The sequence below is a fragment of the Actinokineospora pegani genome (assembly GCF_009745975.1).
In the GTDB taxonomy this organism is placed as follows: domain Bacteria; phylum Actinomycetota; class Actinomycetes; order Mycobacteriales; family Pseudonocardiaceae; genus Actinokineospora; species Actinokineospora pegani.
On the sequence record NZ_WHOL01000085.1, the window covers coordinates 19289 to 44480 of the forward strand.

The 25192-nt window shown below is 69.7% G+C and carries 25 protein-coding genes; 6 read left to right on the forward strand and 19 right to left on the reverse strand.

From position 1 onward, the window contains the following. Positions 1 to 5 precede the first annotated feature (5 nt). Entirely contained in the window at positions 6 to 818 is an 813-nt protein-coding gene (locus GCL84_RS13815) for a HEAT repeat domain-containing protein (protein WP_156755862.1), read from the reverse strand. Positions 819 to 866: 48 nt separating this feature from the next. Between GCL84_RS13815 and GCL84_RS13820 the strand changes: the two genes are divergently transcribed. The 4 genes from GCL84_RS13820 to GCL84_RS13835 all read left to right on the forward strand — a co-directional run bounded on the left by GCL84_RS13820 (position 867) and on the right by GCL84_RS13835 (position 6226). Further along, entirely contained in the window at positions 867 to 3380 is a 2514-nt protein-coding gene (locus GCL84_RS13820) for a type IV secretory system conjugative DNA transfer family protein (protein WP_156755887.1), read from the forward strand. A 33-nt stretch (positions 3381 to 3413) separates the two neighbouring features. Then, entirely contained in the window at positions 3414 to 4424 is a 1011-nt protein-coding gene (locus GCL84_RS13825) for a replication-relaxation family protein (protein ID WP_156755863.1), read from the forward strand. Between the two features lie 4 nt (positions 4425 to 4428). Then, positions 4429 to 5406, forward strand: a complete 978-nt coding sequence (locus tag GCL84_RS13830; RefSeq protein WP_156755864.1) for a C40 family peptidase — start codon at positions 4429 to 4431, stop codon at positions 5404 to 5406. A gap of 211 nt (positions 5407 to 5617) precedes the next feature. Then, positions 5618 to 6226 carry a MarR family transcriptional regulator gene (locus GCL84_RS13835; protein WP_156755865.1) on the forward strand — a complete coding sequence of 203 codons (609 nt, stop codon included), beginning with the start codon at positions 5618 to 5620 and terminating at the stop codon, positions 6224 to 6226. A gap of 533 nt (positions 6227 to 6759) precedes the next feature. On the opposite strand, the gene GCL84_RS13840 is transcribed toward GCL84_RS13835, so the two are convergent. The 17 genes from GCL84_RS13840 to GCL84_RS13920 form a co-directional block, all read right to left on the reverse strand. Then, positions 6760 to 8520, reverse strand: a complete 1761-nt coding sequence (locus tag GCL84_RS13840) for a VWA domain-containing protein (protein ID WP_156755866.1) — start codon at positions 8518 to 8520, stop codon at positions 6760 to 6762. A 27-nt stretch (positions 8521 to 8547) separates the two neighbouring features. Next, a complete protein-coding gene (locus tag GCL84_RS13845) occupies positions 8548 to 9714 on the reverse strand; it encodes an AAA family ATPase (RefSeq protein WP_156755867.1) in 1167 nt (388 codons plus the stop codon). A gap of 711 nt (positions 9715 to 10425) precedes the next feature. Further along, positions 10426 to 12624, reverse strand: coding sequence for a winged helix-turn-helix domain-containing protein (locus GCL84_RS13850; RefSeq protein WP_156755868.1), 2199 nt, complete (start codon positions 12622 to 12624; stop codon positions 10426 to 10428). Between the two features lie 131 nt (positions 12625 to 12755). After that, positions 12756 to 13100: a hypothetical protein gene (locus GCL84_RS13855; protein ID WP_156755869.1), complete on the reverse strand. Its 345-nt coding sequence runs from the start codon at positions 13098 to 13100 to the stop codon at positions 12756 to 12758. Between the two features lie 26 nt (positions 13101 to 13126). Beyond that, positions 13127 to 13528, reverse strand: coding sequence for a pilus assembly protein TadG-related protein (locus tag GCL84_RS13860; RefSeq protein WP_156755870.1), 402 nt, complete (start codon positions 13526 to 13528; stop codon positions 13127 to 13129). Next, complete coding sequence (locus tag GCL84_RS13865) at positions 13525 to 13929, reverse strand: TadE/TadG family type IV pilus assembly protein (protein WP_156755871.1); 405 nt, start codon at positions 13927 to 13929, stop codon at positions 13525 to 13527. Before GCL84_RS13865 ends, GCL84_RS13860 begins: the two co-directional genes overlap by 4 nt. 4 nt (positions 13930 to 13933) lie before the next feature. After that, positions 13934 to 14296 (reverse strand): TadE/TadG family type IV pilus assembly protein, encoded by a 363-nt coding sequence (locus GCL84_RS13870; protein ID WP_235926230.1) that lies wholly within the window; start codon positions 14294 to 14296, stop codon positions 13934 to 13936. Between the two features lie 28 nt (positions 14297 to 14324). After that, complete coding sequence (locus GCL84_RS13875; protein ID WP_156755873.1) at positions 14325 to 14519, reverse strand: hypothetical protein; 195 nt, start codon at positions 14517 to 14519, stop codon at positions 14325 to 14327. Positions 14520 to 14535: 16 nt separating this feature from the next. Then, positions 14536 to 15264, reverse strand: a complete 729-nt coding sequence (locus tag GCL84_RS13880; protein ID WP_235926231.1) for a type II secretion system F family protein — start codon at positions 15262 to 15264, stop codon at positions 14536 to 14538. 47 nt (positions 15265 to 15311) lie between these two features. Then, on the reverse strand, positions 15312 to 15980 hold the full coding sequence (locus GCL84_RS13885) for a type II secretion system F family protein (protein WP_235926232.1): 669 nt from the start codon (positions 15978 to 15980) through the stop codon (positions 15312 to 15314). A gap of 140 nt (positions 15981 to 16120) precedes the next feature. Continuing rightward, positions 16121 to 17446, reverse strand: a complete 1326-nt coding sequence (locus tag GCL84_RS13890; protein ID WP_156755876.1) for a CpaF family protein — start codon at positions 17444 to 17446, stop codon at positions 16121 to 16123. After that, on the reverse strand, positions 17443 to 18105 hold the full coding sequence (locus GCL84_RS13895) for a DUF3558 family protein (RefSeq protein WP_156755877.1): 663 nt from the start codon (positions 18103 to 18105) through the stop codon (positions 17443 to 17445). Before GCL84_RS13895 ends, GCL84_RS13890 begins: the two co-directional genes overlap by 4 nt. A gap of 17 nt (positions 18106 to 18122) precedes the next feature. Continuing rightward, positions 18123 to 19016: a hypothetical protein gene (locus GCL84_RS13900; RefSeq protein ID WP_197523230.1), complete on the reverse strand. Its 894-nt coding sequence runs from the start codon at positions 19014 to 19016 to the stop codon at positions 18123 to 18125. 193 nt (positions 19017 to 19209) lie between these two features. Next, positions 19210 to 19722, reverse strand: a complete 513-nt coding sequence (locus GCL84_RS13905; RefSeq protein ID WP_156755879.1) for a hypothetical protein — start codon at positions 19720 to 19722, stop codon at positions 19210 to 19212. After that, on the reverse strand, positions 19722 to 20261 hold the full coding sequence (locus tag GCL84_RS13910) for an SAF domain-containing protein (protein WP_197523231.1): 540 nt from the start codon (positions 20259 to 20261) through the stop codon (positions 19722 to 19724). The genes GCL84_RS13905 and GCL84_RS13910 overlap by 1 nt, the downstream gene beginning before the upstream one ends. Positions 20262 to 20320: 59 nt before the next feature. Continuing rightward, positions 20321 to 21151, reverse strand: coding sequence for a helix-turn-helix transcriptional regulator (locus tag GCL84_RS13915; protein WP_197523232.1), 831 nt, complete (start codon positions 21149 to 21151; stop codon positions 20321 to 20323). A 228-nt stretch (positions 21152 to 21379) separates the two neighbouring features. After that, complete coding sequence (locus GCL84_RS13920) at positions 21380 to 21814, reverse strand: hypothetical protein (protein ID WP_156755882.1); 435 nt, start codon at positions 21812 to 21814, stop codon at positions 21380 to 21382. 736 nt (positions 21815 to 22550) lie between these two features. On the opposite strand from GCL84_RS13920, the gene GCL84_RS13925 reads away from it, so the two are divergent. Together GCL84_RS13925 and GCL84_RS30635 are read left to right on the forward strand one after the other, a co-directional pair. Then, entirely contained in the window at positions 22551 to 23741 is a 1191-nt protein-coding gene (locus GCL84_RS13925) for an FAD-binding protein (protein WP_156755883.1), read from the forward strand. A gap of 40 nt (positions 23742 to 23781) precedes the next feature. Further along, the gene (locus tag GCL84_RS30635) at positions 23782 to 24375 is read left to right on the forward strand and encodes a prepilin peptidase (protein ID WP_156755884.1); all 594 of its coding nucleotides are present in this window, start codon (positions 23782 to 23784) and stop codon (positions 24373 to 24375) included. Positions 24376 to 24681: 306 nt separating this feature from the next. On the opposite strand, the gene GCL84_RS13935 is transcribed toward GCL84_RS30635, so the two are convergent. Beyond that, positions 24682 to 25192 (reverse strand): tetratricopeptide repeat protein (locus tag GCL84_RS13935; protein WP_156755885.1); only part of this gene is annotated, 511 nt, incomplete at its 5' end.

Below are 25192 nucleotides of genomic sequence, written 5' to 3' on the forward strand. Positions count from 1 at the left end.
CTGCCTCAGGACCCGGCTCCCCCGGGAACCCTGTCCGGCTCGGCGCCCAGAACGTCAGTCTGGTCGATCCACTCAATGGCAGCGACGATCTCGACGCGGGCCTGCACCTGCCGGGCCTCGCCGACCGCTCGGTCGCGCGCCTGCTCGACCAGCACAGGCCACGGCTGATCGAAGTCGAGCGTGGTGTCGTCAAGCGGCTGCCCCACCGCGAACATCGACCCATCGGACTCGACGCGCCACAGCTGGAAGTAGAGCGTCACCTGGTTGTGGTCGGCCAGGTCGTCGACGACGTCGAGGAGCCTGGTGGTCGGCCACACTGGCCAGCCGTTGGGAGCGCTGGTCTGGAGGCCGGCGGTCAGCGGTGGCACCACGGGGTGTCTGGCTCCGAGGTCGGTCAACGTCTGCCGCAGCACGACAGGCTCGGACCCGTCGGGCGGGTCACGGCGAGCGAGGCTGGCCCGGTAGGCGCGCGACACAGCAGGCACGGCCGAATGAACTCGTCGACGGCCGAGAACTCCGGCGGCCCACTCCCGCACGGTGTCGTGCTCGCTGTCGAGCAGGCCGACCAGGGGACGGTCGGCGCGGTGGTCGTCGAGCTCCTCGAGGATCTCGATGGCCAACAGCTGCCCGTACCGGCTCAGCGTGGCCAGGGCGCGCACCAGCGGCTCGACGACGTCGGTGTCGTGACCGCGGCGGATCAGTTCCACCTGGGCGTCCATGGCCGCGTCGGTCGAGTCGGCGTCGAGTTGGTCGATCAGCTGTCGAACCCCGTCGATGACCAGCCCCCGTTCTCTCCCTCCGCGGTCCACCGCGACCACGGCCCACATGCAGGAGCCATTGTCTGCCCGGTGACGACCAGGCACCACATGTTTTCACCGGGTGGTGAGGAGTTCGGCGGCGATCGGGTCGAACTCGACGCGATCGCCGCCGGGTGGATCGAGGACTACCTGCGCGATCCGGCGGGCGTCCTGGCCTCATCGCTCGGGCGCCTGCGGGACCTCGCGCTGGACTGGGCGCCAGTGGCGGTTCCGGCGGCGGTGGTCCTCGTCGCCGGGGTGCTGCTGGTCGGGCGATGGTGGGGGCGCCGTCGCCACGAGCTGCTGGTCGCCGATGCCCGACAGATCACCGTGCTCGCCCCGCCCACGGTCGACCCAGCGGGTGGGGCCGCGCTGTGGTCCAACCTCGTCGGCCTGCTGCGGCCGGGATGGCGCCGCAGGTTCACCGGCCAACCGCACATCGTGTGCGAGTACGTGTTCTCCGAGGCGGGCGTGGCGATCCGGCTCTGGGTGCCCGGTGTCATCCCGCCCGGCTTGGTCGAACGCGCCGTCGAGGCCGCCTGGCCGGGCTCGCACACCCGCGTCGGCCCCGCCGAGCCGCCGCTACCGCCACCTCGAGAGGGACGGCAGCGGGTGGTCGTCGGCGGTGAGCTGCGATTGGCCCGCCCGGAGGCGCTGCCGATCCGCAGCGCCTTCGACGCCGACCCCATCCGAGCGCTGATCGGGGCCCCGGTCGGGCTCGGCCGCGACGAGCACGCCTGCGTGCAGGTGCTGGCGCGCCCGGTGACCGGTCGCCGGGTACAGCGCGCTCGTCGAGCCGCCCGCCGGGTGCACGCCGGGTCAACGCGACTGGTCGGCGCAGTACTCGACCTACTGACACCCGGTCCGTCCACCAAGGCAAGGAAGCGGCCAGGGACCGGGACGTTGCACAGCGACCCGCAGACCTCGCTGGAGTTCTCGGCGCAGAACCGGGCCATCGTCGGCAAGCAGCGCGGCAGCCAGTTCGAGACGGTCATCCGCTACGCCGTGGCGACCCTGCTGCCCACCGAGGCCGACAAGGACGAGGTCCGCCAAGCCCGGGACATCGCCCGCGGCCGGGCCCACGCCCTGGCGGCGTCGTTCGCCTCCTACACCGAGCACAACCACTACACCCGGCGCCGCGTCCGCCACCCCGGCGCCGTGGTCGACTCCCGACGACTCGGCCGTGGGGACCTGCTCTCGGTGCCCGAGCTGGCGGCGATCGCCCACCTGCCCACCGACGAGGCCATCCCCGGCATCCAACGCGCCGGGGCCCGCGCCATCGCCCCACCACCCGGCATCGCCACCCCCGGCCCGGAGGCCAAGCCCCTCGGCGTCACCGACACCGGCCACCAACGCCCCATCGCGCTGCGGGTCCCCGACGCCCGCCACCACCTGCACGTCATCGGCGCGACCGGGTCCGGCAAGTCCACCCTGCTCGGCAACATGATCCTCGCCGACGCCGAAGCAGGCCGCGGCATCGTGCTGATCGACCCCAAGGGCGACCTCGTCACCGACGTCCTCTCCCGGCTGCCGCGCGACGCCGCGGACCGGGTGGTCCTCTTCGACGCCGACAGCAAATCACGACCGCCCTGTCTCAACCCCCTAGACGGAGGCCAGACCGACCTGACCGTCGACAACCTCGTCAGCGTCTTCCGCCGCGTCTACTCAGCCTTCTGGGGACCACGCACCGACGACGTCATGCGCGCCGCCTGCCTCACCCTGCGCACCCAGGAAGGCGTCGCCACCCTCGCCGACCTACCCAAACTCCTGGTCGACGGCCCCTTCCGCAACCGGGTCACCGCCGGGGTCACCGACCCGGTCCTGCGCGGCTTCTGGGACTGGTACGAGGACCTCACCGACTCGTCACGATCCCAGGTCATCAGCCCGCTGATGAACAAACTCCGCGCCTTCCTCCTACGCCCCTTCGTCCGCGACGCCATCGCGGGCGGAGCCTCCACCGTCGACATGCCCCACGTCCTCGACGGCGGCATCTGCCTCGTCCGCATCCCCAAGGGCTCCCTCGGCGAGGAGACCACCCGCCTGGTCGGCTCCCTGGTCGTCGCCCGCACCTGGCAAGCAACCACCGGCCGCGCCCGAACCCCCCAACGCCAACGCCGCGACGCCTCCCTCGTCATCGACGAGTGCCACAACTTCCTCAACCTGCCCTACCCCATCGAGGACATGCTCGCCGAAGCCCGCGGCTTCCGCGTCGCCATGACCCTCGCCCACCAACACCTCGGCCAACTCCCCCGCGAACTCCGCGAAGGCATGTCCACCAACGCCCGCTCCAAGATCTTCTTCAACGCCTCCCCCGAAGACTCCCGCGAACTGTCCCGCCACACCACCCCACGCCTGTCCGACCACGACCTCGCCCACCTCGGCGCCTACCACGCCGCCGCCCGCTTGGTCCTCAACGGCGAGGAAGCCCAACCCTTCACCATGCTCACCCAACCCCTGCCACCCGCGGTCCCAGGTCGAGCCCGCGAGATCCGGGCCGTCGCACGCCGATCCGCCACCCGCCGCGAGGTGCCGCTTGAGCCATCACCGGGCCCGCAGCGCTCCAGTGACCCCCGACGCAGCTGACTTCTGCCCGCACGCCCTCCGGGAGGCACCGACATGATCACCAACCCCACACGGCAACGAACCCTGCGAGGACACAAGGCTGCCCGGCCTGGCCTGCGGGCCGCGAACACCGCCGAGCACCAGGCCGTGCTCGCGTGGCGATTGACGCCGCGGGACAAGTGGATCGCCCGGATGCTGTGGGAGCACCGGGTGCTGACCTCCCACCAGATCACCGCCCTCGCCTTCCCGTCGGCCCGGTCCGCGCGGATGCGGCTGCGCGAGCTCTTCAGCTGGGGCGTCGTCGACCGCTTCCAGCCGTTCGTCACCGTGGGCACCTCGCCCATGCACTACGTCCTCGCCCCCGCGGGCGCCGCAGTCTTGGCCGCCGAGGACGGTGTGGACGTCAAGGCGATGGGTTACCGGCACGACCGGGCCTTCGGGATCGCCCACAGCCTGCGCCTGGCCCACACCGTCGGGGTCAACGAGTGGTTCACCGCCCTCGTCGCCCGCAAGGCCGACGTCTTGGAAGCGTGGTGGTCGGAGGCTCGCTGCGCCCGCCACTTCGGTGACCTGGTCAAGCCCGACGGCTACGGCCGCTGGCAGGGCGGTGCCCGGCGGATCGAGTGGTTCCTCGAGTACGACTTCGGCACCGAGGTCCTGGGCAAGGTCGCCGCGAAGCTGACCGGGTACGCCGCCCTCGCCCAGGCCACCGGAATCACGACCCCGCTGCTGGTCTGGTTGCCCACCTCGCGGCGCGAGGCCACCGCCCGCCAGCTGCTGACCCGAGCCTGGCGCGAGCTGGATGACCAGCGCTCGGTACCCGTCGCCACGGCAGCCGCCGAGATGCTCAACCCCGAGACGCCCCACCCCAGCCCGGCTGACGACGTCTGGCTTCCGTTGGACACTGCCAGCGGGCCTCGCCGAGGCCTATCGACCCTGCTGGACGCCTGGCCGCACATCCCGCCCCCGGCCGCGCCCACCAGCGAGGCCGACACGGCACAGCCGACCTCACCACCACCCTCGCCGATGCCACCCACGGCGCCGCGCGGGCCAGCAGGAGCGTGAGGCCGTGATCGTCAAGGTCGCCGTGGGGGCCGCCGCGGTCGCGCTGGTCATCCCCGTCGTGATCGGCCAAGGCGTCAGCGGCGTCGTGGACGCGCTGCTCGGCAGCTCCCCGACCAGCACCGTCGCCTGCGCGAGTTTCGTCGCCGACATCCCGAGCGAGTACTGCCACCTCTACGTCACCGCCGCCGCGGACTGCCCCGGCCTCGACTGGACCGTCCTCGCCGCCATCGGCAAGGTCGAGACCAACCACGGCCGCCTCCAAGCCCCCGGCGTGACCGACGGCGAGAACTCCGCCGGAGCTGGCGGGCCGATGCAATTCCTCGCCCCCACCTTCACCTCGGTCATCACCACCCACCAGCTACCCCCAGGCGGCGCATCACCGCCCTCCCGCTACAACCCCCACAACGCCATCCACGCCGCAGCCTTCCTCCTCTGCGACGAAGGCGTCCGCCGAGGCGACCTCCGAGCAGCGATCTTCGCCTACAACCACGCCGACTGGTACGTCACCAAAATTCTCAACCAAGCCGCCGAGTACACCCAAGCCGCCACAACCACCCCCGGCACCGGCGACTGCAACAACCTCGAGGCCCCCAACCCCGCCGCGCTCGTCGCCCTCAACTACGCCTGCGGCCAACGAGGTCTCCCCTACGTCTGGGGTGGCAACGGTCCCGCCCAGGGCGACGCGGGCTTCGACTGCTCCGGCCTCACCACAGCCGCCTACGCGGCCGCCGGACTCGCTCTCCCCCGCACCGCCCACACCCAATTCCACGCAGGCCCACACGTACCCCCAGGCCACCCCCTCCAACCCGGCGACCTCGTCTTCTACGGCACCCCAGCTCGAATTCACCATGTCGGCCTTTACATCGGACACAACCTCATGATCAACGCCCCCACCTTCGGCCAACCAGTTCAGACCGCCCCCTACCGCTACCCCGGTGACGACTACGCAGGTGCCACGCGGCCGGTCGCAGACGAGCGTTGATCACCACTGATGCAGGTCCGCTGCTGAGATCGTCTCGCCCGATCTCGCAGGGAAACCCCCTGGGCGGAGGAACTTGTCGACATCGCTTGACTTTGCCAGCCGAAGGAAGCGTCCATATACCTGTGGCCCGATGAAACCGGACGCGCACCGGGGGCTGCATCGCTCCGGCCGGGGCATGACCACTCAGGAACGTCACCACTGTGAGGTAGTCATGTCCACGAACACCAGCACTTGCGAACCAACTGCCGACGCCCCGACGACACGCACAGCAGCCGAGAACGCGTTGTGGCAGGCCCTGGCAACCCGGGGCGACAGCACCACCAACACGTTGGCTGTCGCAGCGGAGATCGGGAAGTCGACCGCTCAGAAGATCTTGGCGCGGTGGGGAGCGGACGGCGTTGTCGTTCGGACGTCCGGGGAAGCTGACGGCGGGCGGTGTGCCGCCGATCGGTGGTCGATCCCGGACGATGCCAGCACCGTTGACAACCAGCCCGAAACCCCGGATGACGACGACCAAACCGCCGCCGCGCCGACCAGCGACCGATCGGTGGATGACCAACCCGCACCCGCAGACGGGGCGACGACGGACTACGCCGGGAAGCGTGACCGGTTGGCACCGGGGGCGTTGCGCGGGCTAGTCGAGGATTTTCTGCGTGACAACACCGGGGAATTCAGCCCGAACACGATCGGCAAGGCGTTGAACCGGTCGTCGGGTGCGGTCCACAACGCGCTGGAGAAGTTGGTCGCGAGCGGCTACGCGACGCGCACCAGCGACAAGCCGAAGAAGTACGCGATTGCCACCGATCCCACTGGGAACTAGCCGATCAACGCGTAGGGGGTGTGCCCCACGGTGGACCGTGGGGCACACCCGCTATCGGCTTGCCGGTCCCGCGTTCGGCGCAACAGCACGAACGGCCATGACCCCGGCAGCGGTGCTGCCGGGGTCATGGCCGTGTCGGTCAGGGTGTTGCCGGTGCCGTCCAACGGTGGTTCTGGGCGTCCCATACGCCGTGGGTGTACAGCCTTAGCATGTCCGGGAAGCCGGGCCCGATCATCCATCCGAGACGTTCGCAATCCTGGTGGCCGGGTGACCAACCGGTCCACGCGTCGCGTCCACAGTCGTGATCGAGATCGCACATCAACCGTTGCCGACCAGTCACCAGGCATTGGGCGACATCACACCCGCCGTCATACTCATCGTATTCGTGTTCGCCACCAACCCCCACGTCACAGTCGGGGCATCGGTCGCGGAAGTCCATCAGCGTGAGCGGTTGCGGCGGGGGTGGGTTCGGTTCGTCAGGCGTCACGTCGGTTCCCCAATCTGTCCGGTGATGTTTGCGGGCTGCCCATGGACTAGCGGGCGGTGGCGCGCAGCGCGGCGGTAGCGGCGCGCCCGATGGCTTGGGCGGTGTTGGTGGGGTCGCTCAACTGGTGGACCGTCGCACCGCGCATGGGGTTGTCGGTGGGGTCGGTGGTCAGCCACAGGATCGCGCACCCTGCCGCACGCAACCGGTCGAGTTGCTTTTGCCCGGCGTCGGTTTCGCTGCCGAGATAGTGCCCATCTGAAACGATGACCAGCAGGCGCGCGGCACCGGGTTGGGATAGCCCGAGTGCGCCGTCCAGCGCTGCGGCGGCAGTGGCGACGTCGTGTGCGCCGTCGTTTGCGGCGAACTCGGTCACCTGATGGGGCACGGTTCCGGGGTGGGTGACCGGTCGGACTTGTGCGCCGTAGATGACGGTGGCGGTGGTAACGGGCACGCTGGCACGATGTCCGGCGTATGCCAGGATCCACGCGGTGGATGCGACCGGCCCACTCAGGTACCCCATTGATCCGGACACGTCGCACGCCACACCCAACCGCAGCGGCGGGGCTGGCGCGGTGTGCCGGGTAATCCGGGCGAAGGGTTCGGCCGTGACCATGGCACCGGCGGCCCGTTGCGCGTCTGCGGCGAGTGCGCCGCGCATCCGCAGCCGCCCGGGTGGCACCGGTGACGTCGACTTGACCGCCACCCGGTCGCGGACCCCGGCGGTGGACAGCGCGCGCGCAAGCACTTGGGCGGCGGCGTATTCATCGGGTGTGGGCTTGCGCTTACCCGTGATCGTGGTTCCCCCTTGACCGTGGGGACTTAGATGCGCGCCCGAGAAAACTGTCCGTGCGGTGGCGCGGTTGGCCGCGTCGGCGGCGTCACTCGCTGCCCGTTGTGCTGCCGCCGCATCGGCGGGGTCCTGTGGCGGCGGATCGTCCGCGACCGCTTGGGCGACGTTCGCCAGGGCTTCCCCGATGGCTTGCGTCAACACCGACGGCGGGGGTGGACCCCCGGACCCGTTCGGCTGTCCCGGGTCCCCGGAAGTGCCCGCATCGGGGTCGTCCGGATCGATGCCAACCGCCTGACACCAGCGTTGCCCTAGGTCGATCATCGCGTCGACGTCGTCGTCAGCGGTGCGCAGCGCTTCCCGCCACAGGTCGCACAAGTCGTTCAGTAGGTCCGCGCCGAGAACGCTTTCGACCACCCGCGCGACCGGTTCGGTTTCGGCGGCGGTCAGGATGCCGCTGTCCACCCGTGCCAACAACAACGCGGCGGTCTGGGCGGCATCTACTTTGGTCATCTGCGGTGCGCGGGCGGGGTCGGTGGCGTCGGTGTCTGCGAGAATCAACTGTGTCGCGGACGCGCGCAACCAGTGCCGGTCATCGGGGCGGCGGCGAATCTGGGCGGCTTCCATGCGTGGTTCTTCCAGCAACAACGCCGCTTGGACCACACCGGGTGGCGTGTTGTCGGGGGGTTCCCACGCAGTGTGCTTGGCATGTCCGCACTCGTGGGTGAGCAACCCCCAAACGATCTCGTAGCGGGCGCGGTCGGCTAGCTTGGCGGGATCCACGGTGGCCGGATCAACGCCTAGGTGCTTCCCATCGACTTCGATCAGTGCGCGGGCGGGGAAGAAACACGCCGGGGCACCACCACCCGCGCCGGGTGCGATCGTGACCAACAGGTCGTCGCGATCGGCGATGATCTCGACTTCATCGGCGAGTGCCGCCGACAGCGTGAGCCAACCGGGGCGGGCGGGGAACACTGCCGCACCGGTCGCGTTCGGGTCGGCTACTAGGTGGGTCGTCATCGGTCATGTCCTTTCGGGTGGCGGTTGTCAGATGCGCGCGCCGAGCGCAAGCGGTTGCACGGTCGTGCCGAACACGGACTTGACGGTTGCGGCGACCACTTCCCGATCTTCTTCCGGCGCGACGCCCACCAGGTTTCCGGCGGCGGCTTCCGCACCCAGAACGCCCGCGATCTTCTGGTAGGCGATCAGTTCGCGCAGTTGTGGTGCCCATCCGATTTCGCCCCGCGCTTGACGGGTGGCCAGGTTGCGCGCGACTTTGACCGCCCGCTTGTCGATCTTGAGTTGCGCGGCTAGGTCGTAGTCCGTGGACACGTGGACTTGCAGGGCGAACCGTGATGACAGCGCATCGGTCAGGATCGCGCCGTGCACCCCCGGGTTATGGCCGGCCACGACGTAGAACCCCGGCGCGGCGTCGACAACTTCCCCGGCGTTGGCTTTGACGATGATTTGACGCCGTCCGTCCATGGCGGGGTAGACGACCGCCAACACGGTCGGCGGGATCAACGTGGCATCGTCGATGAACAGCGGCACGCCGTCGCGCATGGCGCGCACTAGTGGACCGTGCACGAACACGTAACGGCCATCGTCTGTCTGCGTGTACTCGCCCACGAAGTCAGCGACTGTGGTGTCACCGTCGCCCTGGACCGTCAGCATGTCGGGGAATGCCGCTTCCACAACGGATGTTTTGCCCGTGCCGGGTGGTCCGTACATCAGCGCGGCGACACCGGCATCGCGCAATCGTTGCAACGCGGTCACGTCCGGCATGCCGGACAACGTCCGGGGGTGGTAGTCCATGCCGTTCGGGCGTTTGACCGGACCGGTGACGGTGACCGCCGATCCGGTCGGGGGTGCGCTTGACCCGGGTGGCGCGGGGTTGGCGGCAGGGGGCGCGGGGGCGGTCGCGCGTGGGGTCGGCGGCGGGGCGGGGGTGATCACCGATGCGGCGGCGTTCGCTGTCGTCGCGGTCGCGGTGTAGGTCAGCGGCGCGGTGGACACCGTCGCGGCTTCCCCCCGGTCCTGCAACGTCTGGCATGCGTTGCCGACCGCACCCGACGACCTGTTCAGGATGTGCGCGATGCCGCGCGGGGTCATGCCTGTGCCCGTGTTGTCGGCTAGCACCTTGGCCACCATGGCGCGTAGTTCGCCTGACCGAAGTCGGGATGGCGTGACTGCGGGCGGCATGGGCGTGGTCATCGCGCGTTCCTTCCGGATGTGCGGGTTTCCGCATTTCGATATGACTAGCGCCGGGTGTGCTATCCGTTGGCTTTCCGGTTCCCCTGGCGACAAATCAATTATTACTCTACGCCGCACGTCGCGCAATACTTTCGGCAGCTGATTTTCAAGACTCTTTAGGGCGATTCGGATTGGTCAATTCTAGAAACGGCAAAGAAATCACGAATTGCACAGACCGAGAATGGCAAAGAATCCCAAGGCGGGTAATCGAAAGGTGAGACACGAACAAGGCGGGAGTTGGCCACCCAGACTGGACCACAGGGAAAGGGCTTGAGAGCCAGCAGGCCACACGAGCCCGCCCGATGTGTTCACCGGCTTGTGGCCAAGCGAGTCTGGGATACCAGCGGATCCCTCTCCGCCTGCCCTGACCTGCGTCTCTACTGGACCGCAGAGGTGGTGGTCTAACCGGACCCCCGAGTGGACCCCCAGTTGGATCCCCCATCGGAACCCCCGACGGAGGGGGCTGACTCCGCATCGGCAGCGGGCGGACCGTCCCTGACCGTAGAGATGGGCAGACAACTTCAGTCGCCAATCCGACGCGCAAGCAAACAAGTCTTTCACCACCACGAGAACGCATCCAGACGGCATCACAACCCTGGGTTTCACGATAGCATCGTGCGACAGATTCAAACCAGTTCGATCGAACGACGCACGAGTCTTTCCAGAAGACTCTCACTGCGATTTGAGTTGATTGGCGGCGTCACGGCGACGGCGCAACTGGGCGACCAAGGCAAGGGACTCAGGAGAGGGCGAATCGCCGATCTCGGCGAGACTGGCTTTCAGGAGGGCAAGCGTGCGAGGGATGGCATCCGCCTGGCCCACCCGGTCCTGCAATCGGATGATGTCGCGGTACACGAACTCGTTGTGCGGGTCGAACGACCGCGCGATCTCGAGCAGGTCGAGCGTCTGCTGGGGGTCGTGATCGACCAGTGCGCGAGCGAGCGCCGCCACCGCGTCGACGGCGTCGCGGCGCGCGGCCTCACGTGCGGTCTCGATCCACTCGGTGCTCATGCCGTCGGCCAGTGGCCCCGTGTAGGCGTTGACGATGTCGCGGTAGGCATGGGCCCGTTCCTGGTCACTCATGGCCGCGCGTCGACTGGCCACGGCAGCGGCAAAGCGGTGGTAGTCGACTTCGACCAGGTCTGGGTCCAGCTGAAAACGTCCGTCGCCCGTGAGGACCGCGTTCGCCAGGCTGTCGCCGACCGCCAACGTCAATGCGCGGCGCAGCCTGCTCACACCGGTGTTCAGCGCGTTGGTCGTGCGCTCCGGCGGGCTGGTCGGCCACAGCGCCGCGATCAGCGCCTCACGGCTCGCTCCTTCGGGATGCAGGGCGAGGAAGAGCAGCAGTTCGCGGGCGCGGGGTTGCAGTGTGGAGGTGATCTCCTGTTCGCCTTGGTCATGTCGCCACCACACCCGCAGGTGCCCGAGCAGAGTGATCCGCAACCCCGCCTTAGCGGCCCTGTTCGTGCCGGTCTCGACTGGCGGTTCTTCTGCATGGACCTCGGGCTCGGGGGATGCGCGAAGCAGGTCCTCGAGGTCGACGTCGGAACGGACGAGTGATGTACCGCGCAGAGGTTCTCCCTCACCGGGGGTGGTGGTGGAGACGGCACCGTCGTTCCCCACGTAGGCGGTCACTCCACCCGGCCAATGCCCGATAACGACCACGGTCAGACCTAGTGGCGAACCGCGCTGCAGGAGTTCGCGCAAACGCGTGTCACCGGCTCCGGGTGTCTTCGCCACGAGCAGGAGTGGCGGCCAACCAGTTGAGGGTTCCACCTCGTCGGTCCGCGACCGAAGCTCTGCGGCCACGAGTTGCAGTGCCGCGTCAAGATCCGTGACGACCTGGATGTTGAGCCGCGCGACATCCAGGTCGAACACCGGCGCGGCAGTAGCAGTGACGAGCACGCGGGCGTGGATTCGTGCGGCGGGCGAGCTGCGGGTCAGAAGGGCCGCCAGAAGCGTGTGGACCGCGCTGGCAGTTCCATCGCCGATCAGACCCAGGCCGTGGCCAGCGGCCAGGGCCAAGGCGGTGTCGACGCCGTCGATCCGAGGTGCGGGTGGACTCTGCTCGGCCGGTGGGTCGATGCGTAGGAGTGCGTAGACCCTCAGCGCCCCGGCGGGTGGGTGGTGCTCTCTGCGGTTGCGCTGGCGGCGAGCCAGCACCATGCCAGCGCTGGCGGCGGCGACCAGCCCCACGCCGACCAGCTCCGGCGCCCAATCGAGAACTCCCGCTGAGGGAGCTACCGCAGGCGAGTCGTTCGAGAGGGGTGGCTGCGGAACCGGGGTGACAGCGCTCGGCAAGTCGACGGGTGGCTGGATCGTGGGTGCACGCGGCGGCGGCGCGAGCGGTTCCACGATGGGGGCGTCGACCGGGAGAGCGAACGTCTGACCCGGGAAGATCAAGTCGGGGCGGGTGAGGGTGCCGTGGGGTTGTGGCTTGTCGCGGTTGAGCTCGAACACCTCGGTCCAACGCTTGCCGTCCCCCAACGTGCGCGCGGCGATACGCCACAGCGAGTCGTGGGCACCTGTGACGGGGTCGGGGGGCCGCACTACGGCGAGAGGAGTGTCCGGCGGCCGTACTGGCGGGGCGGTGGCTGCCTGAGTGGTCGCGGCGGGGGTCGCGCCTCCGACGCGCTGTCCGAGCAGCGAGATGACGAAGGCTCCGACGAACGCGGCCATGATGCGGTGGATCGGTCCTGTCCGCTGGCGGTCGATCACCACCGCGTGCCGGACGACATCGGACAGGCACCGGACGAGCTCGGTGACGATCAGCGCCCATGTCACCCAGCCCGCGCAGGTGAGCAGGTCGATCACAACGCCGGAGGTCATTGGGTCGCGCAGCGTGGTCTGAATCTCGACCAGGTCGGGCACGTGGTCGGGCAGCGGCCAACCGATGCGTGTCAGCAGCCAAGGCGGGCCGCCGACAACACCGACGAGGACGGCGGCAGCTGGCCCGCCGCGGAGCGGCCTTGCCAGGGCGCCGTGCTGTCTAGCGCGCGATGTCACGGCACGCGATCAGCGGGTGGGCCTTCCGCTTCGGCCGCTGGACTCGAGGCGGGAGGGACTGCGGACTTCCTACGTCGCCGCGTCGGCTTGCGGTCGCCTCGCCACTGGCTCAGGTCGGCGGCCTTCACATCGATGAATTCGGCCAGCTCGTCCACGGTGATGACGTCCTGGGCGTCGTCGAGGACGCTGGCGAGGGTCTGGTCGCACTCGCGGAGCTGCTCGACGAGGGTGGTACGGCGCTGGACGAGCTGACCGGCCTGCTGAGCCGCGGCTGCCCGGCGGGCGCTGCGCTTGTTGTCGTTCTCCTGCACCCGCTGGCGGATCTCATCGGAGGTGACCATGTCCTGCCTTTCTGCTGGGTCGCCGTTCAGCCTTGGCGAGGTTGCGCTGTGGCCTCGCCGTGCACGTGGAGGGAGCTGATCCCGACGAGGCCGAGCAGTTGCGTGGGGTGGGTCGCTGTGACGACGACGGTGACGCCGCCGCTGGTGGCGGTCGCGGTGCCGGTGAGCCCCTCGGTGGCGAGGTAGGTGCGGGCCGCGGCCACGGCGTCGGCTGGGACGAGGTGGAGGGTGCCAGTCGCCCGGAATCCGGCGAGGTCGAGTTTCTGGGCGCCTGCGCGTGCGGCGGCCTCGGCTTGGCCGTTGGCGCGCACCGTCGCGGCCAAGGCGAGGCCGCCGTCGAGGACGAGTCCGGTCACGACGAGCAGGGCGGCGGTGAGCGCGGTGACAAAGGCCGTCACGCTGCCGCGGTCGTTTGCGAGTTGCGTCATCCGTCCTCCCCGTGAGTGGCTCGCCAGGTGTCGATCGGTTCGACCGCTCGGGAGTACAAGCGTTTGCGGCCGAGCGGGCCGGTCAGGTCGACCTCGCAGGAGACAGTGACGGTGACGGTCCCACCGGGACGGAACCGGCCGACGTCGAGGGAGACGCGCAGACCAGCGCAGGCCGCGTCCACTGCGTCGGCCGCTGCCGCTTGGGCTGCGGCTTCGGCGGCATGGTGGGTGCGTTGGATGCTGGCGGCCCGTGCGGCTTGGTGGGCGACGTCGTCGAGTTGGATGCGGGCTTGGGCGCCTCGTGCGGTGACGACGCCTGCCAGGACCAGGATTACGATCAGGATGGGCGCGACCAGGGTGGCCTCGACCGAGGCTGACCCGCGCTCGTCGTGCTCGACCACGGTGTCACCCGCCCGCGACGCCGGGGGCGATCATCTCGACCGCTCCCCTCGCCTCTGCGCGTACGGAGAGCTCGATCAACGGGATGACCGGCACAACCGCGCCCAAGACCCGCACCGCCGCGGTGTCGGCTGCGCGGTCGGCTTCGACGGTGTCCACGCGCAGCGGCCCTGCGCCCAGTCGGTCAAGCAGTCGGCGCGCGCTGGCTTCGCCTGCGGCCGGGGTGCCGCCGTGGACGCGTACCGAGGCGAGGCCCTGTGATGCCGCTGCCTGTGCGACGTGGTTGGCGTGCGCCCACAGTGCGGCTTGGACGATGAGCAGGATCAGCGTCAGCACCAAGGGGACGACGATGACCAACTCAACGGTCACAGCGCCTCGTTCGCGGTCGTCGACCTGGTCAGAAGGTGATTCCATTGGCCTTCTCCATGACTTTGCCGATGATGATCGCCACCACGGCGAGCGCGGCGGCGACTAGGAGGGCGGTCACCACGACCGTCTCGGTGGCGTAGCCCCGGTCATCGGTGGTGTCGCGTAGCAGGGCCCGGATCATGGCGCGGGCCAGCGCCCAGTAGTCACTGAGGTGCTTGAGCATTGCTTCTCCTTGGGGATCACAGTCCTGTGAGGACTTGGTTGATGGCCGGGTAGCCGATGAGGGCGAGGAAGCCGAGGAACAGGATGGCCACCGGCAACGACATGCGTTCGGTTGCTGCCTGGGCGCGCTGCTCAGCCTCGGTGGTCTGGCGGGTGCGCATGGCGCGGGTCCGGGCTGCGAGGGAGGCGCGGATGCGGGCGCCCTCGCAGCCTGCGAGGCTGACCGATGCCGCCAGCTCGGCGAGGTCGCCGATGTCCAGGCGGTCGCCCAGGTCGCGCAGGGCTGACCAAGGCGAGGCGCGGGTGAGCCGGGCGGTGTCCAGCGCTCGGCGAATCTGCTCGGCGGCCCAGCCGTGGCCGTTGGTCGCGGCGCCGGTGAGGGCGCTGTCGATGCCCGCGCCTCCCGCCACCGCGATCCAGACCAGGTCGAGGTAGGCGGCGAGGGTTTGCCGGAACTCGTTCCGCAGCCTTGCGGCGTTCGCGCGTAGGAGGATGTCCGGGAGCACAAACCCTGCGACGCCCAGCGCGGCCGCGGCGACCAATGGCGCGCCGATCCCGAGGGGAAGGCCAAGCGCGAACAGGGCGGTGGCGGCCGCTCCTGGACCGAACACACCGGCGGCGGCCAGAGCGAGCTTGCGGGCGTGGTGGTCGGAGGGCTGGCGGTTGACCAGGGCGAGGTCATGCGCGAGTCGGCCGTGGCTCTTGCCGAGTGCGAGCGACTGTGGAGGAAGGGAGTTCGCCGCCATGGCCCAGAGGCCGGCGCCGACTCCTGAGCCAAGTAGGAGTTGCAGGATCATCGTGCTTCCCCACTGACTGGTCGGGCTCGGACCGTGTGCGCCAGCCAGGCGAAGCCGGTTGCGAACAGCGCGACGACCGCTGCGAGAACCAACTGCCCCTGGGCGCCGTTGAAGGCGTCGAGGTAGGGGCGGTTGAGGATCATCAGGGCGATGGTGAATCCCAAGGTCGTCCCGACGATGACCCGCACTGTCGTCCGTGTCCGGGCCCGCCCCGCGGCCACGCGCATCCGCATCGCGGCGTGGTCGCGAGCTGCCTCGGCGAGGGAGCCCAGCAGTTCGGCCAGACGGCGGGCCTGCTGCTCGGCCGCGACCGCCAGCGCGGTGGCGACGAGGTCGCCCACAGGGTCATCGAGGCGCTGGCCCAGCTCGCGCAGCGCGGGCGCCAGGCGGCCGCCTCGCTCGATGCCCGCGGCGACCTCGCCCAACTCGGAGCGGATGGCCTGCGGAGCGAGCGGGGTGGTGGCGAGGACCGCCTGCTCCAACCCGGCCGCCGAGGACAGCGTGTCGCGCAGCATCTCGGCCCAGGTGGCGATCGCCGCGGTGCGGGTGACGCGCCGGTCGTGCTCGCGGTCGGGCCCCAGGAGGTCGGGGAGGAACCACGCGCCGAGGGCAGCCGCGACGGCACCCGCCAGCCAGCCGGTGGACCACCAGACACCCGCGGCCACGACAACCGCCGCACCGGCCTTGAGAAACGCGCCTCGGCTGGCACGAGGTTGTCGAGGCTCCCCGGTGCCGTGCCAGGCTCGGGCGAGCACGACCAAGCCGGTACCGGCTCCTGCGCCCACGAGCGCGGAGACGACGGTGGTCATGAGGTCCACCAGCCCATCGGGTTCTCCAGCATGTCGGGGTCGAACCCGACGTCGGCGAGGTCGTCGAGGGTGGCGCCGTGCAGGCTGCCCGCGACCGGGCGGGCCCGGTTGTCCGGTCCGGGTCGGTAAACCTCGTTGGTGACGACGTGGGCACCGTCGGCGGCCACGACCTCCCGAATCGAGGAGACGACCCGGCTGGCCCGGTCCTTGGTTCTGGCGAGGTGGACGACGAAGTGCAGGCCGGTGGAGACGAGCAGGTTGGTGACCTCGACGGGGAGGCGCTCGTCGCCTTGGGCGGCGTAGGCGGCGAGCCTGGCGAACGCCGCCCCGGAGGACGAGGCGTGCAGGGTCGCCAGCGAGCCGTCGTTGCCCTGGGACATGGCGTTGCACATCGGGATGACCTCGGGGCCGCGGATCTCGCCGACGATCACGCGGTCCGGGGACATGCGCAATGCCCAGCGGAGCAGCTCGGCCTGGGAGATGGCGCCCTCGCCCTCGATGTTGGCGTCTCGCGCCTGCAGGGCGATGACGTCGATGCGGGTCGGGTCGTGCTCGAGGCCGAGTTCGAGGGTGTCCTCGATGGTGATGAGGCGCTCCGCGGCGTCGATGTCGGCGGCCATGGCGCGCAGCAGCGTGGTCTTGCCCGCGCTGGTGCCGCCGGTGATCAGGACGTTCTTCCTCGCCCGGGTGAGCGCGCTGAGGAAGGACTCCAGGCCGATGTCGACGCTGCCCCGCCTGCGCAGTTGGTGCAGGGTGGCGGTGACGTAGCCGTGGCGGCGGATGGTGAGCGCGGTCGAGCCGTCGCTGGTCAGCCCGAGAACGGCGAAGAGCCGCTGGCCGCCGGGCAGTTGGAGGTTGAGCGCGGGGGAGCCTTGGTCGAGGCGCCGCTCGTGGGTGGCTGAGCGGGCCAGGTCCCGCACGAGTTCGGTCAGTTCGTCGTTCGAGGACGCCACCGGGGCGACGCGGACCCTGCGGCCGTCGGCGTGGTGGACGACGACGTCGTCCCACCGGTTGACCGCGATGGTCTCGACGGTCGGGTCGTCCAGCCAACGCTGGAGCCCTCCCGCGCCGATGAACTCCTTCACGATGTCCCCGACGATGCGATGCGCTGTGCCGTCTTCGACAGGTGGCCGTCCCGCGGCCAGTTCGGCCTCGGTGTGCGTGCGCAGTGCGCTGTCGGCGATGCTGCGGGCGATAGTGCCCCGAACCTCGCCGATCGACCCGGTGTCGACGGCACCCACCTCGGCTGCGACGCGCTGCGGCAGTTCGACGGCCACCTCGTGGCGGATGGCCTGCCTGAGCCGGGTCTGCGCGGCGCTCATCGCGAGGCGATCGCGTTCATGAGGCCGTCGGCGACCGCGCAGGGATCGACGGACGGGAAGCGCGCGTTGGCGACGATGACGCCGCCGGTGCCGTTGGCGAGGGTGACCAGCCCGAGGCACTGCTTGCCGAACTTGGGGTCCTCGGGACGGGGGTGGAGGAGCCCTGGCTTGCCCGCCCACTGCTTGGCGACCGAGCCAGGTTCCCTGGCCGGGTCGGCGTCGAGCTTGTCGCTCCAGAGGATGTTGGCCTGGAAGCGGCCGCCCTTCTCGGTGGGTCGGGCGCCGGGCTGAATCTCGATCTGGCCGCTGTTGCTCCAGGAGCAGCGGACCTTGATGGAGCCGCTTGCCTCTGATTGGACGGGCGGGTGGGGCTTGCCGTCGGTGGGGCGTACCGGTTCCGGGAAGTCGTCCCAGGTGACAACGGTGCACGGGTCGAACGGCGCGCCCACCTCGGAGGCGCTCTTGGGACCGTTGAGATCACCGAGGCGGAGCGAGCCCTCGGCGCGTCCGGCACGGCGGTCGACGCTGGCGGCATCGTCCTGCGCCGGGGTGCTGAACCCTGCCCCCGCGGGTCCGAGGGCGGTCTGGGTCTCGTCGTTGGTGCAGGCGGTCGCCACCGCGATCAGCGCGGCAGTCGGGATCAGGACGCGGATTTTCATTGGTTCCTCACTGGGGTTCAGCGCTGGGTAAACAGACCTTCGATTGCCTTGGTCGCGAGGTCGCAGTCGTAGGACCACGCCTTGATCAGCTGGACCGCTTCGGTCTGGGCCGGGTCGGTGAGGTCCCTGCGGACCTTGACCTCGTCGTCGGCGACCACGGTCAGGTAGCAGGTGCCAGTGCCCGCGGGGCCGCCGCCGACGTTGAGGACGGTGGACACGCCGGGGCGGCCCGCGACCGTGATCGGCTCGTACTTGTCGGACCCGACCTCTGAGGTGTCGCCTGTCGGGTCGTCGTCGAGGCCCACGGTGACCGTCAGGAGCCCGCCGAGCGGGTCGCCGGGTGCGGGGGTCTGCGGGTACATGGTGCAGCTGTGCGGGCCGTCGTAGCGGAACCGCACCGGCCTGCCGAAGTGCTCCACAGCGGCGTCGAGCTTGCCGCAGGGGTCGATCGCGCCGGTGCTCAACATCGGACTGGTGACCTTGTCTGACCAGGTGGCCGGGTTCTTCCAGTAGCGGGCGACGGCGCCGAGGTAGGTGGCGGCGACCTCGCACGAGTCCTTGCGCTGCTGACCGGTCGGGCGCTGACGAACACGCAGCTCCAATCCCTCGGTCTCCGACAGCGGGTACAGGTAGCCGCACGCGTCGGCGTCCCCGGCGTCGTCGTTGAGCTTGAGCACGTCGACCCCGCCGATCGACAGCGGCGTGGCCTTCGAGCGCGTTCGCTCGTCGACCTCCCGGGCGGTGGCGTTGAGCCGCCACACGGGCAGGTCCCCTGCCTTCGGGGCGAGTTGGAGGGTGCAGGTGCTCAGATCGTCCGAGGGCATGAGGTCCTCGGCCTGCATCCCGGTCGCCTCTGCGGCGGCCGCGGGATCGTGCAGGGCGCAGGTGTCGACCATGCGCAACCGCCCCATGTCAGGCGCGACCTGATCGTCCACAGGGGTTGGGAGAGTCGCGGTGAAGGGCCCGGCCTGGACTACGTGGTTGTCAAACCAGGGTGGTTCGGGCGCGGGGTCGGCGAAGCCTGTGACCGCGGCGGCGAGCAGCATGCAGACCCTCGGCGCGAGGATGATGAACGGCTTGAACACTGGCTCTCCTTCGGTTTCATCAAGCTGTGGCAAGAGGACGGTCGGCGATGGCTGAGGCGACCGGCCCGACCGCGCGGCAGAGCGGGTGCGAGGACAGGTCGGCAGGGACTGATCCCGTCGCCACGGCGCGGGCGATCGCCCGCGCCCCGGTCGGGTCGAAAGGGATGCGGGCCAGTGCGGGCTGTCCTGTCGACCGTCCTGGTCCGTCGCCGACCACGAGAAGCAAGGAGCCAGGCGCCACCGTGCTGACCTCGGCGCCGCCGGGTGCGACAGCGAGGCAGACCTCGGCGCGGTTCACGACCTCATGCGCGACCGAGCCGGGGAGGGGTTGACCGCAATCAGCCAGGATGACGAGGTCAGGGGCCTCTGCCGCGGCGACGAGGACGTCTGCGGCACGGTGGGCCGGGCACGCCTCCCAGTCGTCCGTGAGGATCACGGCCCGCCTGGCCGGTGTGGGCCAGGTGAGCGCGAGTGCGCCGGTGATGGTGCTGACCCCAGGAGATCGTCCCAGCGAGTAGAGCGCGACCAACATTATTGGTCCTTAGTGGATAGGAGGATTAGGGAGACGCGTTCTGCGGGCAACGTCGCTACGTCGCGGGCGTCCAGCTCCGGCAGTTGCAAGGAGACGACGGTCGACTCCGAGGACAGCCGCGCCGTGTCGGCGATCGTGGCCGTCCACGCCGACGCGGGCCTGCCGGATTCGACATCGGCGAGGACGACTGAGACATTGGCCCCGGCAGTCGCGCCGGGCGGGATCCGCCCTGGCCCGAGGGCCATGGCCACCACAGCGGCGCCGTACGGAACGCGAGCCTGGCCCACCGCCGAGGCCGGGAGGATGGCACCTGCGGGCAGGCTCGTCGTAAGTGGTCGCCCGAGGACCGAGGAGATCTCGTCAGCGGGCACGATCGAAACGCCGTGCGCGTCGACGACTTCGACCTGCTTCAAATCCTCGACGTCCAGGGTATGCCCGACCGGAACGGGGTTGGACAGAGCAGCCACCAGCACCGTTCCGGGCTCCCTGGCCAACACGACGGAACCGGTCGCGCACACGACCACCAGGAGGATTCCCACAAGAGCAAGGGGGATGTTGCGTGGTCGCAAGTCAGCGAGCCTGGAGCGAGTTCGGGCGCTCATGCGGCCCGCTCCACCCTGTTCCTGACTGCCTTGGCGATGGGAACGAGGCCAAGGCCCTCCAGGTCCTCGGCGGGCATCCCGACGAGGGCGCGCACCGCCGGACCACCGGGGTCCGTGAGCCGTGTGCGAACGGAGTGGAGTCGACGGCGAACGGTTGTCCTGGACACGCCCGTCGCAGAGGCGATCTCCCGCTCGGTCATGCCACGCGCCGCCAACGCCAGCACGTGCGCCTCCGCAGGCTGGACCGCAGCTTCGCGCAAGAGGACGAGCCAACCCTCGGGGCCGCGATGGACATCCGCCGTGAGCCGTTCGGAGCCCGGGTCCTCGATCTCGGGCGTGAGCGGAACCGCGGGCCGACGAGACCCCCTGGTCCAGCGCTCGTCATCCAGGTCCTGCTGGCTCAGGAGCGGGACCCGCGCGCGCACCTGCTCGTCGGTGGGTTCGCGGCCGAGTTCGGACAGCAGCACCGCCCGCGCAGCGGCGATGCGCGCGAAGCGGACCCGCGTCCGCGCGGGCACGCTGACAGGCGCCGAAACGCCGCCGAGTTGCCTTTTGACGTGCTCGGCGATCCAGAGCCGCAAGTAACCTGGCCCCGAGGGGCGCGTCGGGTCATACGCCCAAACACCGTGGACGACAGCGGCACGTGCCACCGCCAGCAGGTCGTCGGTGTCCACAACGGGAGTCCGTGTCCACCACGACGCCCGAAGGGCGGCAACGGTGGCCCGAGTCAGCGGCTCGGCGAGTTCGACGAGCCTGGTCGTCGCCAGGCGGCCCGCTTCATCGCGCAGGTCCAACTCAGGCGAACCGCGACGGCCTTCGAGCCGCATCGTGGCGTGCGCACGGTGGCCATCGGCGGCTATCGGGGCCAGCGCCCGAAGCGCGGTCCTATCGAGCCGCTGGTGTCGGGAGCACTCCTCAGCGACATCGCACAAAGACAGCATGATTTGGTCCTTTCCCTTGGGGCCCACCTTGATGAGGGCAGGGCTGATCGCCGCTGGACCCGTTCGGCGGGTGAAGCGGGGTTGGTGTTCGGTGGGGAGTGGGCTAGCGGTGGCTCATCCGCCGGTGTTCAGGGCTCCGACCTCGATGACCCGGGAGTTCAGGGCCGCGGTTGTGGTGAGGTCGGGCAGGGCGCCGGAGCCGGGGTCCCCTGACCAGGTGACCTGCCAGCGCACACTGACCCGGATGGTGACCTCGCCGGGCCGGGTGAACGTGTGACCGCAGGTCGGAGGCGCGACGGGGTCATCGTCGCGGTACGCCATGCCGAGGTCGGGGCAGGACACGACGACGCCGTCGAGATGCCACGTCGCCGCGATCGGTCGAGCGCTGACCGACAGCGTCATCCCCGGCACGGACGCTGACGCCGTCGTCGGGGTCTGCGACTCGACCCAGAGCCACGTCGGCAGGCCGACGAGCAGGTCGGACCGCGGGCTGGTGCGGATCACCGGAGCGGGCAGGCGCATGCTGGCGCGCGCAGTCGCCGCAAGCACGGCCGGGTCGTGGGCCGGGCCCGTGATGACCCCGTTCGCTGTCCCGAGCACGCCGCACGAACTCGCGTCCGACACGCAGTCGGACTGGGTGGCTGCCGATGACGGAGGCCGGTCTGCAGGAACTGCTCCGGGGGCGGGTGCGGGACGGTTGTCGCTTCCCACTCCGACTTCAACCTGGCAAAGGGGCGTGGGCGCGGCATCGCACCCCGCCGAGCCCCAACCGTCGTCGGCAGTGGCAGTACCGGCAGTCAGCAGGAGGCTGACCACGGTCAGGACGATGTGAGGTCGCCTTCTCGACCTCTGCTGCGGCGCGAGGTCGATCTGGCGGCTACAGGCGCGGCTACAACTGGCAACAGGCGCATTCGTCGGCGCGAGGTCGTGCTCGCGCGTACTCGCAGGCTTCGCGAGAAGCTCACAACTAGGAGACGAACAAGCCTGGATCGCTGCCCGTCGCCGCTTTCCCGTCAGCATGTCCCCACCGCCTGAACAGCAAAGTCGCTACCCCCACGCATCTTGATCCAGTTCTCTGACTGTCCACAGTCGCCTACCAGAAGCTGCCGGTTGAGACCGTCGAGGCGTTCACTCATGGCTTCGAGGTTTCACCACTGGGGCGACCGGTGAGAAGGGGTCCGCTGTCTTCCGTTGAGGTGAAGACAGCAGAAGACAGCAGGGGCTGACGCGAGGGCCAAGCCCTGGCACAGTTGGTGAGGCAGTGTCGCGAACAAGGGGGTGTCGCATGTCCAGCGAACCGATCACCGACGGGCCGGTCTTCGACGCCGCGTCCGACGACTTCGGCCACCACGTCCACCACGTCCCACGCGGGGTGTTGACCCCCACCACGGTCGACGAGCTCGCCGACGCCGTCGCCTACGCCTGCAACAGGGGCTTGCCGCTGTTGGCCCGCGGCCAGGGCCACTCCACGGCCGGGCAGTCGCAGGTGGCGGACGGCATCGTCATCGACATGCGGAACCGGACCAGGGTCCTGGAGGTCACCGACCAGGAGGTGACCGTCGAGGCAGGCGCCACCTGGTACCAGGTCCTCGACGCCACGATCGCCCACGGCCTGACCCCACCCGTGCTCACCGACTACCTCGGCCTCTCCGTCGGCGGCACCCTCTCCGTCGGCGGCGTCGGCGGCGCCAGCCACCGCCACGGCGCCCAAACCGACAACGTGCTCGCCCTCAACGCCGTCACCGACCAGGGCCTGACCACTTGCTCGCCCACCACCGACACCACCCTGTTCGACCAGATCCGCGCCGGACGAGGCCGCCACGGCATCATCGCCACCGCCCGCATCCCCCTCGTCCCCGCACCCACCACCGCCCGCGTCCACACCCTCCACTACACCTCGCTCGACACCTTCCTCGACGACCAACGCCACGCCATGACCCTCCCCGACGCCGACTACCTCGAAGGTCAAGCAAAGTGGACCGGCACCGGCTGGCGCTACGAACTCGAACTCGTCCAGTACGTCAACAACGACCACCCGCCCGCCGACCTGAACGACCTGCAGTACAACGACCACGAATTCGCCGAACGCGACTACTACGACTTCGCCACCCGCCTCCGCGCAGGCGAAGAACTCCTGCGCCAACTCGGCGACTGGCTCCAACCCCACCCCTGGGTCAACTACCTCGTCCCCGCCCCCAAGGCAGAACAAGTCATCGACCACGTCCTCGCCACCACCACCCTCGACGACATCGGCGTGCGCGGCACCGTCCTGACCTACCCCTACCCCCGCGCCCGCATGCGCACCCCCGCCATGCCCCTGCCCGCCGGAGACGACGACTTCCACATCATCGCCCTCCTGCGCACCGCCCTCCCCGACGCGCCGGTCAGCCACCACCAGATGCTCGAAGCCAACAACCGCCTCGACCACCACGTCACCACCAACGGCGGCACCATCTACCTAGGCCGCCTGACCTAACAGGGGCCCACCACAGCCACAACGCGTTATACGACAAGGAATGAATCTCCTCATCCCCACCTGGGGACTCCTCGGCGCAACCCTCGGCGCCGTCATCAACACCCACATCCGCCCCCTGCTTCAACACAACCCCACAGGCCCCTGGAAAACCCCGCTGACAGCCGCCCTGACCGGCATCCTGTTCACCGCCACAGCAGCCCTTACCCCCACCACCGAAGCCCGAACCGCCATCAGCGCCGTCATCACCGTCGGCGTCCCCCTCGCCGCGATCGACCTCACCGAACTACGACTCCCCACCCCCCTCATCACCGCCGGACTCACCACAACCATCACCGCGACCCTCGCCACCGGCACCTGGACCGCCCCCACCCGAGCAATCACCGCCGCCTTCCTCGTCACCGCCCTCTACCTCACCCTCGCCCACACCACAGGCGGCCTCGGCCCAGGCGACATCCGCCTCGGAGCCCTCCTAGCCACCCTCACCGCCTGGACCACCTGGACAGCCCTCGCCACCAGCCTCATCCTCAGCTGGACCACCCTCGCCCTCCAACACACCACCCACCACGACAACACCCCCATCCCCGCAGGCCCAGCCCTCATCCTCGGCACCATCATCACCACCCTCAGCACATAGACCACACGAGCTGCCCTCACCGCAGACCTTTGAAAGTGGATGAGGAACACCCGACCGACCAGAAGACCCGCAGGTCAAGAAGGGCCTTGCCCGCGCGAGCGGGGCAGCCCGTGGGACAGGTAGGTCATGGCGCGGCGGTGGGGGTTGTCTTCTCGCGCGTGCGGGCTCGCCTCGGCTACAGCTGGCATCCTGTAGCTGGACGAGCACACGATCGTTCGAGCGCACATGCTCACCCACAGGCTCACAATCGCGCTAAAACGGCCCCGCGACCACGGCCGATCTCTAGGACCGTGTCCTGCATGGTGATCAGTTGGCGTCCAGCTCGCTCCGCCAGCGGGCGAGGTTGTGGCGGGTGGTGAGGGTGGTGGGGTGGTCGGGACCCAACACCCGCAACGCATCGGTGAGCAGGCCCTCGAACGCCGCCACAGCACCAGCGGGATCACCCGCCAGTCCACGCCAGTAGGCGAGGTTGTGGCGGGTGGCGAGGGTGTCGGGGTGGTCAGGGCCCAACACCCGCAACCGGTCGGCGAGCACACCCTCAAACGCCGTCACGGCACCAGCGGGATCACCCGCCGCACCACGCCAGCGGGCGAGGTTGTCGCGGGTGGCGAGAGTGTCGGGGTGGTCGGGACCCAACACCCGCAACCGGTCTGCGAGCAGGCCCTCGAACGCCGCTACAGCACCAGCGGGATCACCCGCCTCACCACGCCAGCGGGTGAGGTTGTGGCGGGTGGTGAGGGTGCCGGGGTGGTCCGGACCCAACACCCGCAACGCATCGGTGAGCAGGCCCTCGAACGCCGCCACAGCACCAGCGGAA